This window comes from Pseudomonas sp. YuFO8, assembly GCF_035065025.1.
Classification (GTDB): Bacteria; Pseudomonadota; Gammaproteobacteria; order Pseudomonadales; family Pseudomonadaceae; genus Aquipseudomonas; species Aquipseudomonas putida_AE.
The window spans coordinates 44,687-58,504 of sequence record NZ_JAXDEQ010000037.1; the positions used below are offsets into that span (position 1 = coordinate 44,687).

At 61.7% G+C, this 13,818-nt stretch carries 14 protein-coding genes; 8 read left to right on the forward strand and 6 right to left on the reverse strand.

Annotated features, from left to right (window positions below):
- Window positions 1-6: 6 nt before the first annotated feature.
- The 4 genes from SOP95_RS25095 to SOP95_RS25110 all read right to left on the reverse strand — a co-directional run bounded on the left by SOP95_RS25095 (window position 7) and on the right by SOP95_RS25110 (window position 2,337).
- Window positions 7-387 carry a Rho termination factor N-terminal domain-containing protein gene (locus tag SOP95_RS25095; RefSeq protein WP_274072982.1) on the reverse strand — a complete coding sequence of 127 codons (381 nt, stop codon included), beginning with the start codon at window positions 385-387 and terminating at the stop codon, window positions 7-9.
- A 27-nt stretch (window positions 388-414) separates the two neighbouring features.
- Window positions 415-669 (reverse strand): hypothetical protein, encoded by a 255-nt coding sequence (locus SOP95_RS25100; RefSeq protein ID WP_274072983.1) that lies wholly within the window; start codon window positions 667-669, stop codon window positions 415-417.
- Between the two features lie 39 nt (window positions 670-708).
- The gene (locus tag SOP95_RS25105; protein WP_274072984.1) at window positions 709-1,047 is read right to left on the reverse strand and encodes a hypothetical protein; all 339 of its coding nucleotides are present in this window, start codon (window positions 1,045-1,047) and stop codon (window positions 709-711) included.
- Window positions 1,048-1,131: 84 nt separating this feature from the next.
- The gene (locus SOP95_RS25110) at window positions 1,132-2,337 is read right to left on the reverse strand and encodes an MFS transporter (RefSeq protein WP_323608696.1); all 1,206 of its coding nucleotides are present in this window, start codon (window positions 2,335-2,337) and stop codon (window positions 1,132-1,134) included.
- Between the two features lie 194 nt (window positions 2,338-2,531).
- Between SOP95_RS25110 and SOP95_RS25115 the strand changes: the two genes are divergently transcribed.
- From SOP95_RS25115 to SOP95_RS25140, 6 genes are all read left to right on the forward strand, one after another.
- Entirely contained in the window at window positions 2,532-3,014 is a 483-nt protein-coding gene (locus SOP95_RS25115) for a GNAT family N-acetyltransferase (RefSeq protein WP_274072986.1), read from the forward strand.
- A gap of 261 nt (window positions 3,015-3,275) precedes the next feature.
- Window positions 3,276-4,268: a 2-dehydro-3-deoxygalactonokinase gene (locus SOP95_RS25120; protein WP_323608697.1), complete on the forward strand. Its 993-nt coding sequence runs from the start codon at window positions 3,276-3,278 to the stop codon at window positions 4,266-4,268.
- 19 nt (window positions 4,269-4,287) lie between these two features.
- Window positions 4,288-4,908 (forward strand): 2-dehydro-3-deoxy-6-phosphogalactonate aldolase, encoded by a 621-nt coding sequence (locus SOP95_RS25125; protein WP_274072988.1) that lies wholly within the window; start codon window positions 4,288-4,290, stop codon window positions 4,906-4,908.
- Between the two features lie 63 nt (window positions 4,909-4,971).
- Window positions 4,972-6,120, forward strand: coding sequence for a galactonate dehydratase (gene dgoD, locus SOP95_RS25130; RefSeq protein ID WP_323608698.1), 1,149 nt, complete (start codon window positions 4,972-4,974; stop codon window positions 6,118-6,120).
- Window positions 6,121-6,309: 189 nt separating this feature from the next.
- Entirely contained in the window at window positions 6,310-7,620 is a 1,311-nt protein-coding gene (locus SOP95_RS25135; RefSeq protein ID WP_274072989.1) for an MFS transporter, read from the forward strand.
- A gap of 60 nt (window positions 7,621-7,680) precedes the next feature.
- Window positions 7,681-8,484: an IclR family transcriptional regulator gene (locus SOP95_RS25140; protein WP_323608699.1), complete on the forward strand. Its 804-nt coding sequence runs from the start codon at window positions 7,681-7,683 to the stop codon at window positions 8,482-8,484.
- Here SOP95_RS25140 and SOP95_RS25145 read toward each other — a convergent pair.
- Window positions 8,481-9,533, reverse strand: a complete 1,053-nt coding sequence (locus SOP95_RS25145) for an NAD(P)-dependent alcohol dehydrogenase (protein ID WP_323608700.1) — start codon at window positions 9,531-9,533, stop codon at window positions 8,481-8,483. The genes SOP95_RS25140 and SOP95_RS25145 overlap by 4 nt on opposite strands.
- Window positions 9,534-9,713: 180 nt before the next feature.
- Here SOP95_RS25145 and SOP95_RS25150 point away from each other — a divergent pair, with 180 nt between their 5' ends.
- Window positions 9,714-10,604, forward strand: coding sequence for an AraC family transcriptional regulator (locus SOP95_RS25150; protein ID WP_274072992.1), 891 nt, complete (start codon window positions 9,714-9,716; stop codon window positions 10,602-10,604).
- A gap of 180 nt (window positions 10,605-10,784) precedes the next feature.
- Here SOP95_RS25150 and SOP95_RS25155 read toward each other — a convergent pair whose 3' ends face one another.
- Window positions 10,785-12,449: an electron transfer flavoprotein-ubiquinone oxidoreductase gene (locus SOP95_RS25155; protein ID WP_274072993.1), complete on the reverse strand. Its 1,665-nt coding sequence runs from the start codon at window positions 12,447-12,449 to the stop codon at window positions 10,785-10,787.
- 545 nt (window positions 12,450-12,994) lie between these two features.
- Between SOP95_RS25155 and SOP95_RS25160 the strand changes: the two genes are divergently transcribed.
- A complete protein-coding gene (locus SOP95_RS25160) occupies window positions 12,995-13,744 on the forward strand; it encodes an electron transfer flavoprotein subunit beta/FixA family protein (RefSeq protein WP_015093946.1) in 750 nt (249 codons plus the stop codon).
- The last annotated feature ends 74 nt before the right edge of the window (window positions 13,745-13,818 follow it).

Genomic DNA, 13,818 nt, shown 5'->3' on the forward strand with positions numbered 1-13,818 from the left:
TCGACTTTAACCAGCCTTGCGCAACGCCTCGATCAACTCCTGCTTTCGCATCGACGATCGCCCGGGAATGTCTTTCGCCCGGGCCTCTTTCCTCAAACTATCGACGGTCTGGGTATCGCGCGAAACCTTGCTGCTGCGCGGATGGCCGTCACGGCTGACGACGGCGCGACGTGCAGATTCCTTGCGATCCGCGGACTTGGCACTGGCCGGCTTCTTGCGCGCGGAACCCCCGGCACGCTCACCACCACCGGACTGTTTGTTCACCGTCGCCCAGGCACGCGCTTCGGCTTCGTCCCTGGACACGCCCTTGTGCTCATAGCTCTCTTCGATGTGTTCGGCCTTGCGTTTCTGCTCGGCGGTGTATTTGTCTTTGCTTCCACGAGGCATGGGATTTCTCCAGGCTTGCTGATGGGTTCAAACATCCAGCTTGCGTGCCGCCTCAACGCCGGCAGCGCTGAGCTTGATCGGCAGGTTCAGCGAGTGCTCGCCGTCCTCGTTGCACTGCACGTTGCCGTGCTGGATCAGTCCACGTTCCTGCAGTTCGGCGAGGGTACTGGCGACGATCTTCTCCCCCCGGTAATTGTCCAGCACCTCCTTGCCCAGGCCACTCGGGTGGGCGTGCAGCAGGCGGGTCAAGACTTCTTTTTCCAGGTTTTTATCGACGTTCATGGTTACCTCTTCGTTGCGATAGGTAGGTGGTGCGGTGAACTATTGGCTCACGCCCCCTAAAGAGCCCGAGCCACCTTCGGTGGTGGTCGAGCCGATGCCGGGGGCGGCGTTATCGGGTGTCTTGGTGTCGGGCTGGTTCAGGCCACCCTGGCGGCCGGCATCGTTGCCCTGGATGCGCGGATCGGTACCGGTTGACGGCGGCAGGCTGCTGTCGACGCCCGTGCCGTTGGTGTTGATGCCGGGGGCGCTCTGGATGGCGGGGGCTCTGGGCGATTCGACCGGGTTGGTCGGGCCGGTGCCGGACGCGGTGGTGGCAGCATTGGCAAGCGGGGAGAGCAGGACAGCGAGGGCGAGAGCGGTCAACCGGGGCGTGCGCATGGTGGTGTCTCCATTGATTTAGAGTCCCTACCTGATGTTGGTCCGCCCCCGTTTCGGATTGGTGCCTGATGAACGACGAACGGTTCAGGCTTGCAGCAATGACCTGGTCGAGCTCAGCCGACGCCAGATCAGGCGACCCACGGTGATCAGCCAGTTGAGGCCGGCGACCGCCAACAGGGTGTACAGCAGCGTCGCCATTCCTTGCTCGACGATGATTTTCCCGGCAAGCAGCGGGAAGCCGAACACGCCGATGAAATACGACAGACTGAACAGCAGCAAGGATTGCGCGGTGGTGCCGTTCGGCGCCTCATTCGCGGCCAGGCCGTTGATCACCGAATAGGTCAGGCCGTAACCGACCCCGAGCATCACCGCCGCCAACACATAGCTCAAGCCATCGTCGACCACGAAACCGAACATCAGGATCGAGCCCATCATCAGGCCCGACAGCAGGCACGAGGCGCGCAGCGGATCGCGCTTGACCACGAAGCCGGCGATCAGCAGGCGGCTGCTGATCGCCGCACCCATGAAGCCGAGGAAGAACAGCGAATAGTCCAGTGAGCGCGCGGCGGCGTAGCTGGTCTGGAAACTCGACAGGCCGCCGAAAACGCAACCGCCAAGGCCGACCATGACGATCGGCAGCACCGCCCGGGACGACAGCACTTGCGCGGCGGCACGCCAGGAAATCCGCGACACGGCAGTCGAGGGCACGGCCGTTTTTTTCAGCTGGCCATCCAGTCTCCAGAACAGCAACACGCCCATCAGGCTGGCCAGCGCGGCCAGGTAAAACGCGGCAGTCACCGGATAGCCCAAGGCACTGGCGGCACGACCGAGCAAAGGACCACTGCCGATTCCGCTCATCATGCTGCCTGACAGCAGGGCAAAATATTTCGCCCGTTGCGCAGGCGTCACCAGGCTCGCGACGATGATCGGCCCGAGGGTATAGAACACCCCCCAGCCCAAGCCCAGCAGCAGCCCGAAAAACAGCAGCCATTGGCCAAAGCCCGGTGTCAGGGCAAAGCCCAGGCTGGCGGCCACCAGCAACAAGCCGAATAGTGCCACCGAGCGGGCCGCACCGAGCAGGTCGCACAGGTGGCCGGAAACGATCACCGCCGCGAAGGTACTGAGCATCGCCGCCGAAATCACGCTGCCGGCATCGTGCTCGTTACCCCCGCGAGAGTCGATCAGCAATGACAGCAAAAAAGTCGAGCCGTAGGACAGGGACAGCAAGTAGCTGGCCAGGCAAAACAGGCCGAACAACTTGCTGGAGACTTGAGGTGTTGCAGTAGACATGACGCGGTTCCTTGACCCGATAGATACCCAGGGCCTCTATCTACCACGCCGGGCGCCAAGGATAGGTCCGAGGTTCGCGATGCCAGGGTTAGCGGTGGGCGGAGTAATGCCCGGGATGACATTTTCATTTCCCATGTGACGAGCGCCACGCACCGCCTTAGTATGGCGTTTTCAACTTTTGACAAGGCACGTCCATGACGATCGAAATCCGCCCGGCGACCCCCAGTGACGCACCGCAAATCCTCGCGTTCATCACGGAACTGGCCGACTACGAACGTGCCCGCCATGAAGTCATCGCCAGCGTCGCCGACATCGAACGCAGCCTGTTCAGCGAAGGGGCCACGGCCCATGGCCTGATTTGCCTGCGCGCAGGCGTGCCCATCGGTTTTGCCGTGTTCTTTTTCAGCTACTCCACGTGGCTGGGCAGCAACTGCCTGTACCTCGAAGACCTGTACATCACGCCTGAGCAGCGTGGCGGCGGGGCGGGCAAGACCCTGTTGCGCCACCTGGCGAAAATCGCCTGTGCCAACGACTGCGGGCGCTTCGAATGGAGCGTGCTGGAGTGGAATACCCCGGCCATCGACTTCTACAAATCTTTGGGCGCGCAGCCGCAGGAGGAGTGGGTTCGCTACCGCATGGATGGCAAGGTGCTGAGAGAGTTCGCAGACGGTAATTAATCACGGCGTAAACCCATCTGTAGGAGCTGGCTTGCCAGCGAAGGCGACCTGAAGAGCAGCGCAGCACCTCAGGTTGGATCACCAGCAAGCCGGCTCCAGTGCTGTGTATGTTTCAAATATCGCAGAAATCAACGTCTGCGATTTTTTTTGTCTGAAATAAGCGTATCCCAATATATGGGAGTGATATTTATATATTGAGATTTATCGGCGCCAAGGTTTATAGTCCGCTCACTCACTGCCAAAAACAGAACAGGTGAAGCGATGCAGGCGCAATTGATCGCGCTCGACTGGGGGACAACCTCATTACGTGCCTACAAATTTGCCGCGGGCGGCCAGGTGCTCGAACAGCGTTCGCTGTCGTCGGGGATCATGCAGTTGCCCAAGGCTGGGCGAATCATCAACGGCCGCGAATGCGTCGACGGTTTTGAACTGGCGTTTGACGAGGCCTGCGGTGACTGGCTCGACGAACAGCCCGACTTGCCGGTGATCGCCTGCGGCATGGTCGGCAGCGCCCAGGGCTGGCGCGAAGCGACCTATCGCGACACGCCGGCGAACGTCGCCAACCTAGGCACCGCCCTGCAAAGCGTACGCAGCCTTCGCGGCGTCGATGTACACATCGTGCCGGGCGTGATCCAGCGTTCGCGCCTGCCGAACGTGATGCGCGGCGAGGAAACCCAGGTGCTTGGCGTGCTGCACAACCTGGCGGGCGAGGCGGGCGCCGATCTGCTGATCGGCCTGCCGGGCAGCCATTCGAAATGGGTGGAAGTGGCCGATGGCTGCATCGTGCATTTCGACACCTTCATGACCGGCGAAATCTTCGCCGTGCTCTGCGAACACAGCATTCTTGGGCGCACCCAACAGCGTGGCGGGTCATTCGATGGCGACGCGTTCGATCGCGGCGTGCAGGTGGCGTTGTCGACGGACGGCGAGATCGGTCCCTTGTCTACCCTGTTCAGCGCCCGCAGTCTCGGCCTGACCGGCGAACTCAGCGCCACGGCGCAAGCGGATTATCTGTCCGGCCTGCTCATCGGCCATGAACTGTCGGCCCTGGCGTGCGTGCAGCGGCGTCGCCGCAACAGCGTGCACCTGCCTTCGATCATCCTGATCGGCAATGCCCAACTGTGCAGCCGCTACAGCCGGGCGCTCGATGCCTGCGGTTTTTCCCGGGTGACGCTGGCCGAGCAGGCCACCGAACGCGGCTTGTGGCAGCTGGCCCTGGCGGCCGGCCTGGTCGCGGCCAATCCCCATCGTTAACCCTGACTGGAGTCCTGACATGCTCAAACAAGCACTGGCGCAAAACGGTCTGATCGCGATCCTGCGTGGCCTGCGTCCGCAAGAAGCAGCTGCCATCGGCGAAGTCCTGTACGCCGCCGGATTTCGCGTCATCGAAGTGCCGCTCAATTCCCCCGAGCCGTACGAAAGCATTCGCATCCTGCGCAGCAGCCTGCCCGCCGATTGCCTGATCGGCGCGGGCACGGTGCTGACGCCGGAGCAGGTTGAGCAGGTAAAAGCGGCGGGCGGCCAGGTGATCGTCATGCCCCACAGCGATCCCAAGGTGTTGCGTGCGGCGAAAGCGGCCGGCCTGTACCTGTCGCCCGGTGTCGCCACCCCGACCGAGGCCTTCGCGGCACTGGCCGAGGGCGCTGATGTGCTGAAGCTGTTCCCCGCCGAGCAGATGGGCCCGGCGGTCGTCAAGGCCTGGCTCGCGGTGTTGCCCGCCGGGACCATTCTGGCGCCGGTTGGCGGCATCACCCCGGACAACATGCAGGTGTTCATCGACGCCGGCGTCAAGGGTTTCGGCCTCGGTTCCGGGCTGTTCAAACCGGGCATGACCCCGGCGCAAGTGGCGGCCAATGCCAAGGCCTATGTCGCTGCCTGGAAAGCCCTTCGCTGAGACTTTTTTGGCGCTGCGTGCGCTGCATCTAATAAGAGCTGCATTGATAAAAAGAGAGCACAGATGAAAATCACCAAACTGACCACCTTCATCGTTCCGCCACGCTGGTGCTTCCTCAAGGTCGAGACCGACGAAGGCGTGACCGGCTGGGGCGAGCCCGTGGTCGAAGGCCGCGCCCACACCGTCGCTGCCGCCGTTGAAGAATTGTCCGACTACCTGATCGGCAAAGACCCGCGCAACATCGAAGACATCTGGACCGTGCTCTATCGCGGCGGCTTCTACCGAGGCGGCGCGATCCACATGAGCGCCCTGGCCGGTATCGACCAGGCGTTGTGGGACATCAAGGGCAAGGCCCTGGGCGTGTCGGTCAGTGACCTGCTGGGTGGCCAGGTGCGGGACAAGATCCGCGTGTATTCGTGGATCGGCGGCGACCGCCCGGCAGACACCGCGCGGGCGGCGAAGGAAGCGGTCAGCCGGGGTTTCACCGCCGTGAAAATGAACGGCACCGAAGAGCTGCAGTTCCTCGATACCTTCGACAAGGTCGACCTGGCCCTGGCCAACGTCGCCGCCGTGCGTGACGCGGTGGGGCAGAACGTCGGCATCGGCGTCGATTTCCATGGCCGGGTGCACAAGCCCATGGCCAAGGTGCTGATGAAGGAACTCGACCCGTACAAACTGATGTTCATCGAAGAGCCGGTGCTCAGCGAAAACTACGAAGCGCTGAAGGAACTGGCGCCGCTGACCAGCACGCCGATCGCCCTGGGTGAGCGGCTGTTCTCGCGCTGGGATTTCAAGCGCGTGCTCAGCGAAGGCTACGTCGACATCATCCAGCCCGATGCTTCCCACGCCGGTGGCATCACCGAAACCCGCAAGATCGCCAACATGGCCGAAGCCTACGACGTGGCGCTGGCGCTGCATTGCCCGCTGGGCCCGATCGCGCTGGCGGCGTGCCTGCAACTGGACGCGGTCTGCTACAACGCGTTCATCCAGGAGCAGAGCCTGGGCATCCATTACAACGAGAGCAACGACCTGCTCGACTACGTCAAAGACCCGCGGGTATTCGACTACGACAAAGGTTTCGTCAAGATCCCCAACGGCCCGGGCCTGGGCATCGAGATCAACGAGGAATACGTGATCGAACGCGCCGCCGTCGGCCACCGCTGGCGCAACCCGATCTGGCGCCATGCCGATGGCAGTTTTGCCGAGTGGTGAGTGCTCCCTGATCCACCACCTATCCCCTGTGGGAGCCAGCCTGCTGGCGATTCGGTCGGTACATCCAGCGATGATGGTGACTGACACACCGCCATCGCCAGCAGGCTGGCTCCCACAGGTTGATCTCCATGCACAGGGAGATCTGCGTTACTGGTTCGACCTCAATAAACATAAAAAGAGGCACTCCCCATGCAACCGCAAACCCTCACCGGGCAGGCGTCGTTGGCGGCGCCCAGCCGCAAGCGTTTTTTCATCATGGTGCTGCTGTTCATCACCGTGGTGATCAACTATCTGGACCGCAGCAACCTGTCGATCGCCGCACCAGCGCTGACCAGCGACCTGGGCATCGATCCGATCCACGTCGGCCTGATCTTCTCGGCCTTCGGCTGGACCTACGCCGCCATGCAGATTCCCGGTGGCTGGCTGGTGGACCGGGTGCCGCCGCGAATTCTCTACACCGCCGCACTGCTGCTGTGGTCGATTGCCACGGTCATGCTCGGCTTCGCCGGCAGTTTCATCGCCTTGTTCGTGTTGCGCATGGCGGTGGGTGCTCTCGAAGCGCCGGCCTATCCGATCAACAGCCGCGTGGTCACCACCTGGTTCCCGGAGCGCGAGCGTGCCACGGCCATCGGTTTCTATACCTCCGGGCAGTTCGTCGGCCTGGCCTTCCTGACGCCGGTACTGGCCTGGCTGCAACATGAATTCGGCTGGCACATGGTGTTCGTCGCCACCGGCGCAGTGGGCATTCTCTGGGCGGTGATCTGGTACGCGGTGTATCGCGAGCCCCGGGATTTCAAAGGCGCCAACGAGGCCGAAATCGACTTGATCCGCGAAGGCGGCGGGCTGGTGGATATCCAGGCCGAACAAGCCAAGGTCAAAGCCAAATTCAGCTGGACCGACTTGGGCATTGTCCTGACCAAACGCAAGCTCTGGGGCATCTACCTCGGCCAGTTCTGCCTCAACTCGACGCTGTGGTTTTTCCTGACGTGGTTCCCGACGTACCTGGTGAAATACCGCGGCATGGACTTCATCAAGTCCGGCCTGCTGGCATCGCTGCCGTTTCTCGCGGCGTTCGTCGGCGTGCTGTGTTCCGGGTTCTTCTCGGACTTTTTGATCCGTCGCGGCTACAGCGTAGGGTTCGCGCGCAAGTTGCCGATCATCAGTGGCCTGCTGATTTCCACCTCGATCATCGGCGCCAACTTCGTCGAATCGACGCCGCTGGTGATTGCCTTCCTCGCGCTGGCATTTTTCGGCAACGGCCTGGCGTCGATCACCTGGTCGCTGGTGTCGACCCTGGCGCCGGCGCGCTTGCTCGGGCTGACCGGTGGGGTGTTCAACTTCATCGGCAACCTGTCGGCCATCGCCACGCCCATCGTCATCGGCTTCCTGGCCAGCGGTGACTCCTTTGCCCCGGCCATCACCTATATCTCGGTGCTGGCGTTGATCGGTGCACTTTCCTACATCTTGCTGGTGGGCAAGGTCGAGCGTATCAAGTTGTAGTCGTGACCTGCGGGCGACCATAATGCCGCCCGTTCACTCGCTCAACGGTAAAGGCTGGATATGCAGGAAGACGCCCCAAAAATCGCCAAGGATGCCGCGCCCACCGGCACCCAGACCCTGCTTCGCGGTCTGGGTGTGGTTCAGGCCGTGGCCAGTGGCGCCCGCGATCTCAAGGAAATCGCCCGGTTGATCGGCACCACGCGCAGCACCACCCATCGCCTGGCCAGTTGCCTGGTGGACGAGCGTTATCTGCGGGTGGTGCCGCAGGTCGGCTATCTGTTGGGGCCCAAGCTGATCGAGCTGGGATTCCAGGCGCGCGAAGAATTGCCGCTGGTGACCCTGGCCGGGCCGTATCTGGATGAATTGTCGGCAGCCACCGGCGACACCATCCACCTGGCGATCCGTGAAGGCGACGAGGTGCTGTACCTGCTCAAGAATCCGGGGCGCAACGGACCGGAAATGCGCTCGCGGGTCGGCCATCGCATGCCGTTGGCGCGCACCGGGATCGGCAAGGCGTTGATGCTCGATGACTCGCCGCAGGAATGGCAGCGCCTGTACGAAGTCAGCCTGCCGGTAGGTGGGAAAAATCTGTTCTGGCCGCAGCACCCGGAGCAGTCCTGGGAGCAGTTCCAGCAGCGTATGGTCGAGTACGTGGCCGGCGGCTACGCCTTCGACCTGGAAGACAACGAACCGTCGATCCGCTGCGTGGCGGCGCCGATCCGCGATGCCAGCAAATGCATCGTCGCCGGCATCAGCATCGCCAGCACCGTGCCGTACATGCCGCTGGAAAAAATGGCCGAGCTGATTCCCCTGATCAAAGGGGTCACGGCCCGGCTGTCGGCGGAGCTTGGCCTCAAGGTTTAGACCTTGAGGGTCGCCATGTCGATGACGAAGCGGTACTTCACGTCACCGGCGATCATGCGGGCGTAGGCCTCGTTGATCTGGCGGATGTCGAGCATTTCGATGTCGCAGGTGATGTCGTGCTCGGCGCAGAAATCCAGCACTTCCTGGGTTTCGGCGATGCCGCCGATCAAGGAACCGGCGAGCACACGACGGCTCATCACCAGCTTTCCGGCATGCATGGGTGGATCCACCGGTTCGATCAAGCCCACCAGGATGTGCACGCCGTCGAAGCGCAGGGTGTCGAGGTAGGGATTGAGGTCGTGCTGCACCGGAATGGTGTCGAGCAGGAAGTCGAAATGTCCCGCCGCGGCCTTCATCTGTTCGGCATCGGTGGACACGATGACGTGGTCCGCGCCTTGGCGGCGGGCCTCTTCAGCCTTGCTCGCCGAACGGGTGAACAACGTCACTTCGGCGCCCATGGCCTTGGCGAACTTGATGCCCATGTGGCCAAGGCCGCCCATGCCCAGAATCCCCACCTTGTCGCCGGCCTTCACGCCGTAGTGCTTGAGCGGCGAGTAGGTGGTGATGCCGGCACACAGGATCGGCGCGGCACTGGCCAGGTCGAGCTTTTGCGGAATACGCACCACGAAGTGCTCGCTGACCACGATGCTGTCGGAGTAACCGCCCATGGTGTTGCTGCCGTCTACGCGGTCGGGGGTGGCGTAGGTCATGGTCGGGCCTTCGAGGCAGTATTGCTCGAGGTTGGCCTGGCAGGCGTCGCAACTGCGGCAGGAGTCGACCATGCAGCCGACGCCGACCAGATCGCCGACTTTGTGTTTGCTGACATTCGCACCGATGGCGGTAACTTTGCCTACGATTTCGTGGCCAGGCATCAAGGGGTAAACGGCAATGCCCCACTCGTTGCGGGCCTGATGGATGTCGGAGTGGCACACGCCGCAGTAGAGAATCTCGATGGCGACGTCGTCGGGCCGTGGGCTGCGGCGTTCGAATTTTACCGGGGCGAGGGGCGTGGTGGCCGACTGGGCGGCGTATCCGATGGCGGTGTACATGGTGAACCTCGCAAAAGCGCTGACAAGTGAGGTGGCGCATTCTGGGCGCCGACCCCCATCGCAGCCATGGCGATTCCTCCGGGTGTCATGCCTATTCCTCCGGCATCGGCTCTTGATCGATCGCATTGGCGATCAGACCTGCGATGATGCTTTCATCCCTATTTCCGTGAAGCTTTTCCAATGTTGTTGACCCGTCACCTTGATGCCAATGCCGCGCTGGTTTCGCTGATTGAGCCGCTGTCGACCCGCGACGGATTCGTCCCGACCGCGTTGCCGGGCGTGCAGGTTCTGCGCGCCAGTTGCGATGTGGCCCGTGGCCCGCAGATCTACGAGCCGAGCCTGGTGATCATCGCCCAGGGCAGCAAACTGGCGTACCTGGGGCCGCGCACCCTGGAATATGGGGCAGGGCACTATCTGATCCAGGCGCTGCCGGTGCCGTTCGAGTGTGAAACCTTTGCCGCGCCGAGCGGGCCCATGCTGGGTGTGTCTGTGGCGATCGACCGGGTGATGCTCGGCGAGTTGGTGTTGGCGATGGGCTTGGCGCCGGGGCGGCATATTGCGGCGCAAACACTGGAGTCCATGACCTCGGCCGTGCTCGATGACGCCATGCGTGGTTGTGTCGAGCGGCTGCTGCGCTGCCTGCACGATCCGCTGGAATGCCAGATCATGGGGCAAGCGCGCTTGCGCGAGTTGTTGTTCGTCGCCTTGCGCGGTCCGCAAGCGGATGTGTTGCGCGCCCTGGTCGAGCAGCAGGGACAATTCGCGCGGATCGCGGCATCGCTCAGTCATCTGCATGCGCATTACACCGAACCGCTGAACGTCGAGACCCTGGCCAGTTGCGCCAACATGAGTGCCTCGACCTTTCACGAGCATTTCAAGCGCAGCACCCTGTTGTCGCCGGTGCAGTATCTGAAGCGATTGCGTTTGCTTCGGGCGCAGCAGTTGTTGCTGGGCGAGGGGCTGGGCGTGGCGCAGGTGGCGCATCGGGTGGGGTACCAGAGCACGTCGCAGTTCAGTCGCGAGTACAAGCGCTACTTCGAGCGTAATCCGGGCGAGGAACGCGCTGCCTGAACCCGTAGGGAAACCCTGTGCGAGCCTGCTCGCGAAGACGGTCTGAAATCCAACATCGATGTTGACGGACATACCGCTTTCGCGAGCAAGCCCGCTCCCACATTGGATCTAGGTTGATTCATCAATCGCAGGCAACAAAAAGGCCCCCATTTCGGGAGCCTCGATGTCCAGGCGTTCGGCTTACATGTTCGGGTAAGTCGGGCCGCCAGCGCCTTCCGGCGTCACCCAGGTGATGTTCTGTGCAGGGTCCTTGATGTCGCAGGTCTTGCAGTGAACGCAGTTCTGGGCGTTGATCTGGAAGCGCTTCTCGCCGTCTTCCTTGGTGATCACTTCGTACACGCCAGCCGGGCAGTAACGCTGTGCCGGCTCATCGTATAGCGGCAGGTTCTTGCTGATCGGGATGCTCGGATCGGTCAGCTTCAGGTGGCAAGGCTGCTCTTCTTCGTGGTTGGTACCGGAGATGAACACCGAGCTGAGTTTGTCGAAGCTGATCTTGCCGTCCGGTTTCGGATAGTCGATCTTCTTGCAGTCGGCGGCCAGTTTCAGGCACGCGTAATCCGGCTTGGTGTCGTGCAGGGTGAACGGCAGTTTGCCGCCGAAGATGTTCTGGTCCAGCCAGTTGAAACCGCCACCGACGATGGCGCCGAACTTGTGGATCGCCGGGCCGAAGTTACGACTGGCGAACAGTTCTTCGTGCAGCCAGCTGTTCTTGAACGCGTCGACGTAGGTGGTCAGTTCTTCAGTACCGTCCTTGTCGGCGAACAGTGCGTCAGCCACCGATTCAGCGGCGAGCATGCCGGACTTCATCGCGGTGTGGCTGCCCTTGATCTTGGCGAAGTTCAGGGTGCCGAGGTCGCAGCCGATCAGCGCGCCGCCCTTGAAGACCATTTTCGGCAGCGAGTTCAGGCCGCCCTTGCAGATGGCGCGGGCGCCGTAGCTGATGCGCTTGCCGCCTTCCAGGTACTGCTTGAGCACCGGGTGATGCTTGAGGCGCTGGAACTCGTCGAACGGCGACAGGTAAGTGTTGCTGTAGGACAGGTCAACGATCAGGCCGACTACTACCTGGTTGTTTTCCAGGTGATAGAGGAACGAGCCACCGGTGTTCTCGGTGCCCATGATGTCCATCGGCCAACCGGCGGTGTGCACCACCAGGCCTGGCTGATGCTTGGCCGGGTCGACTTCCCAGATTTCCTTCAGGCCGATGCCGTAGTGCTGGGCATCAGCGTCAGTGTCGAGGTTGAAGCGCTTGATCAGCTGCTTGCCGATGTGGCCACGGCAGCCTTCGGCGAACAGCGTGTACTTGCCGCGCAGTTCCATGCCCGGGGTGTACAGGCCTTCTTTCGGATTGCCTTCGCGGTCAACGCCCAGGTCGCCGGTGATGATCCCGCGTACCACGCCGTTTTCGTCGATCAGGGCTTCCTGGGCGGCGAAGCCCGGGTAGATCTCCACGCCCAGGTTCTCGGCCTGCTGGGCCAGCCAGCGGCACAGGTTGCCCAGGGAGATGATGTAGTTGCCTTCGTTGTGCATGGTCTTGGGCACAAAGAAGTCTGGAATTTTCTGCGCGCTTTCAGCGTTCTTCAGCACGAAGATGTCGTCGCGGGTGACCGGCGTGTTCAGCGGCGCGCCGAGTTCTTTCCAGTTCGGGAACAGTTCGTTCAGGGCCCGAGGCTCGAACACCGCGCCGGACAGGATGTGAGCACCGACTTCGGAGCCTTTTTCGACCACGCAGACGCTGATTTCCTTACCGGCTTCGGCGGCCTTCTGCTTCAATCGGCAGGCAGCGGAAAGACCAGCGGGGCCGGCACCGACGATGACCACGTCGAATTCCATGTATTCGCGTTCCACAGGTTATCTCCTACTCAAGGCTCAACAGTTTTTTTTCTAATAGGGAGGTTGGGTGTCGCATCCGTGAATCCCTGCGTGACGCCGGGAGAGGACAATCGATTAACCACCTTTCTCTTTGGTGGCGCATTATATCTACACCACTCTCAGCGTCCAATACAAACGTTTGTTTGAAATGGCTCCAAGCCAGAGAAATCAAAGTCACCCGGCTTATGAACGGCCATTTTGGCGTATTGACCGGAATAGGTGTTCCGGTCAAGATACGGGCGGTTTTGCGCTCGCCGTAGGCTGACTGTTGGTTTCAAGAGCACCTCTAAAGACAGGGCGATGGCAGGAGAGAATGACGCTGCGCTTGCTTGATGCGCAGTTTACACGCCGCGATGTTGAATGACTCCTCAGTCACCACTGACGAACGGTCATACAGATCATGAGCGATGGTCACTTGACACCTTTGCCGGCGTTTTTGGAGGTGCCCTTGCGCCCGATGAGCATCAACCGCCAGGTTCGCCTAGGCGACTTTCTTTTCACCGGAGAGTAACGAGGAATCCATGAAGGTTCTTGTAGCTGTCAAACGCGTTGTGGATTACAACGTGAAAGTTCGCGTCAAGGCGGACAATTCCGGCGTCGATCTTGCCAACGTCAAGATGTCGATGAACCCGTTCTGCGAGATCGCCGTGGAAGAAGCCGTACGCCTGAAAGAGAAGGGTGTTGCGACTGAAATCGTCGTCGTCTCCGTCGGCCCGTCCACCGCTCAAGAGCAACTGCGCACCGCGCTGGCTCTGGGTGCCGACCGCGCCATCCTCGTCGAGTCCGCCGAAGACCTGACCTCCCTGGCCGTTGCCAAACTGTTGAAAGCTGTAGTCGACAAGGAACAGCCTCAGCTGGTGATCCTTGGCAAACAAGCGATCGACAGCGACAACAACCAGACTGGCCAGATGCTGGCTGCACTGAGCGGCTACGGTCAGGGCACCTTCGCTTCGAAAGTCGAAATCAGCGGCGACAGCGTTGCCGTGACTCGCGAAATCGACGGCGGCGCGCAGACCGTTTCCCTGAAACTGCCGGCCATCGTCACCACCGACCTGCGTTTGAACGAGCCGCGTTATGCGTCCCTGCCAAACATCATGAAAGCCAAGAAGAAGCCTCTCGAAGTGCTGACTCCGGACGCTTTGGGCGTTTCCACCGCCTCCACCAACAAGACTCTGAAAGTCGAAGCGCCTGCTGCACGCAGCGCGGGTATCAAGGTCAAGTCGGTGGCTGAACTGGTCGAGAAACTGAAAAACGAAGCGAAGGTAATCTAAATGACTATCTTGGTTATTGCTGAACACGACAACAAAGTGCTGGCCCCGGCCACGCTGAACACCGTTGCTGCCGC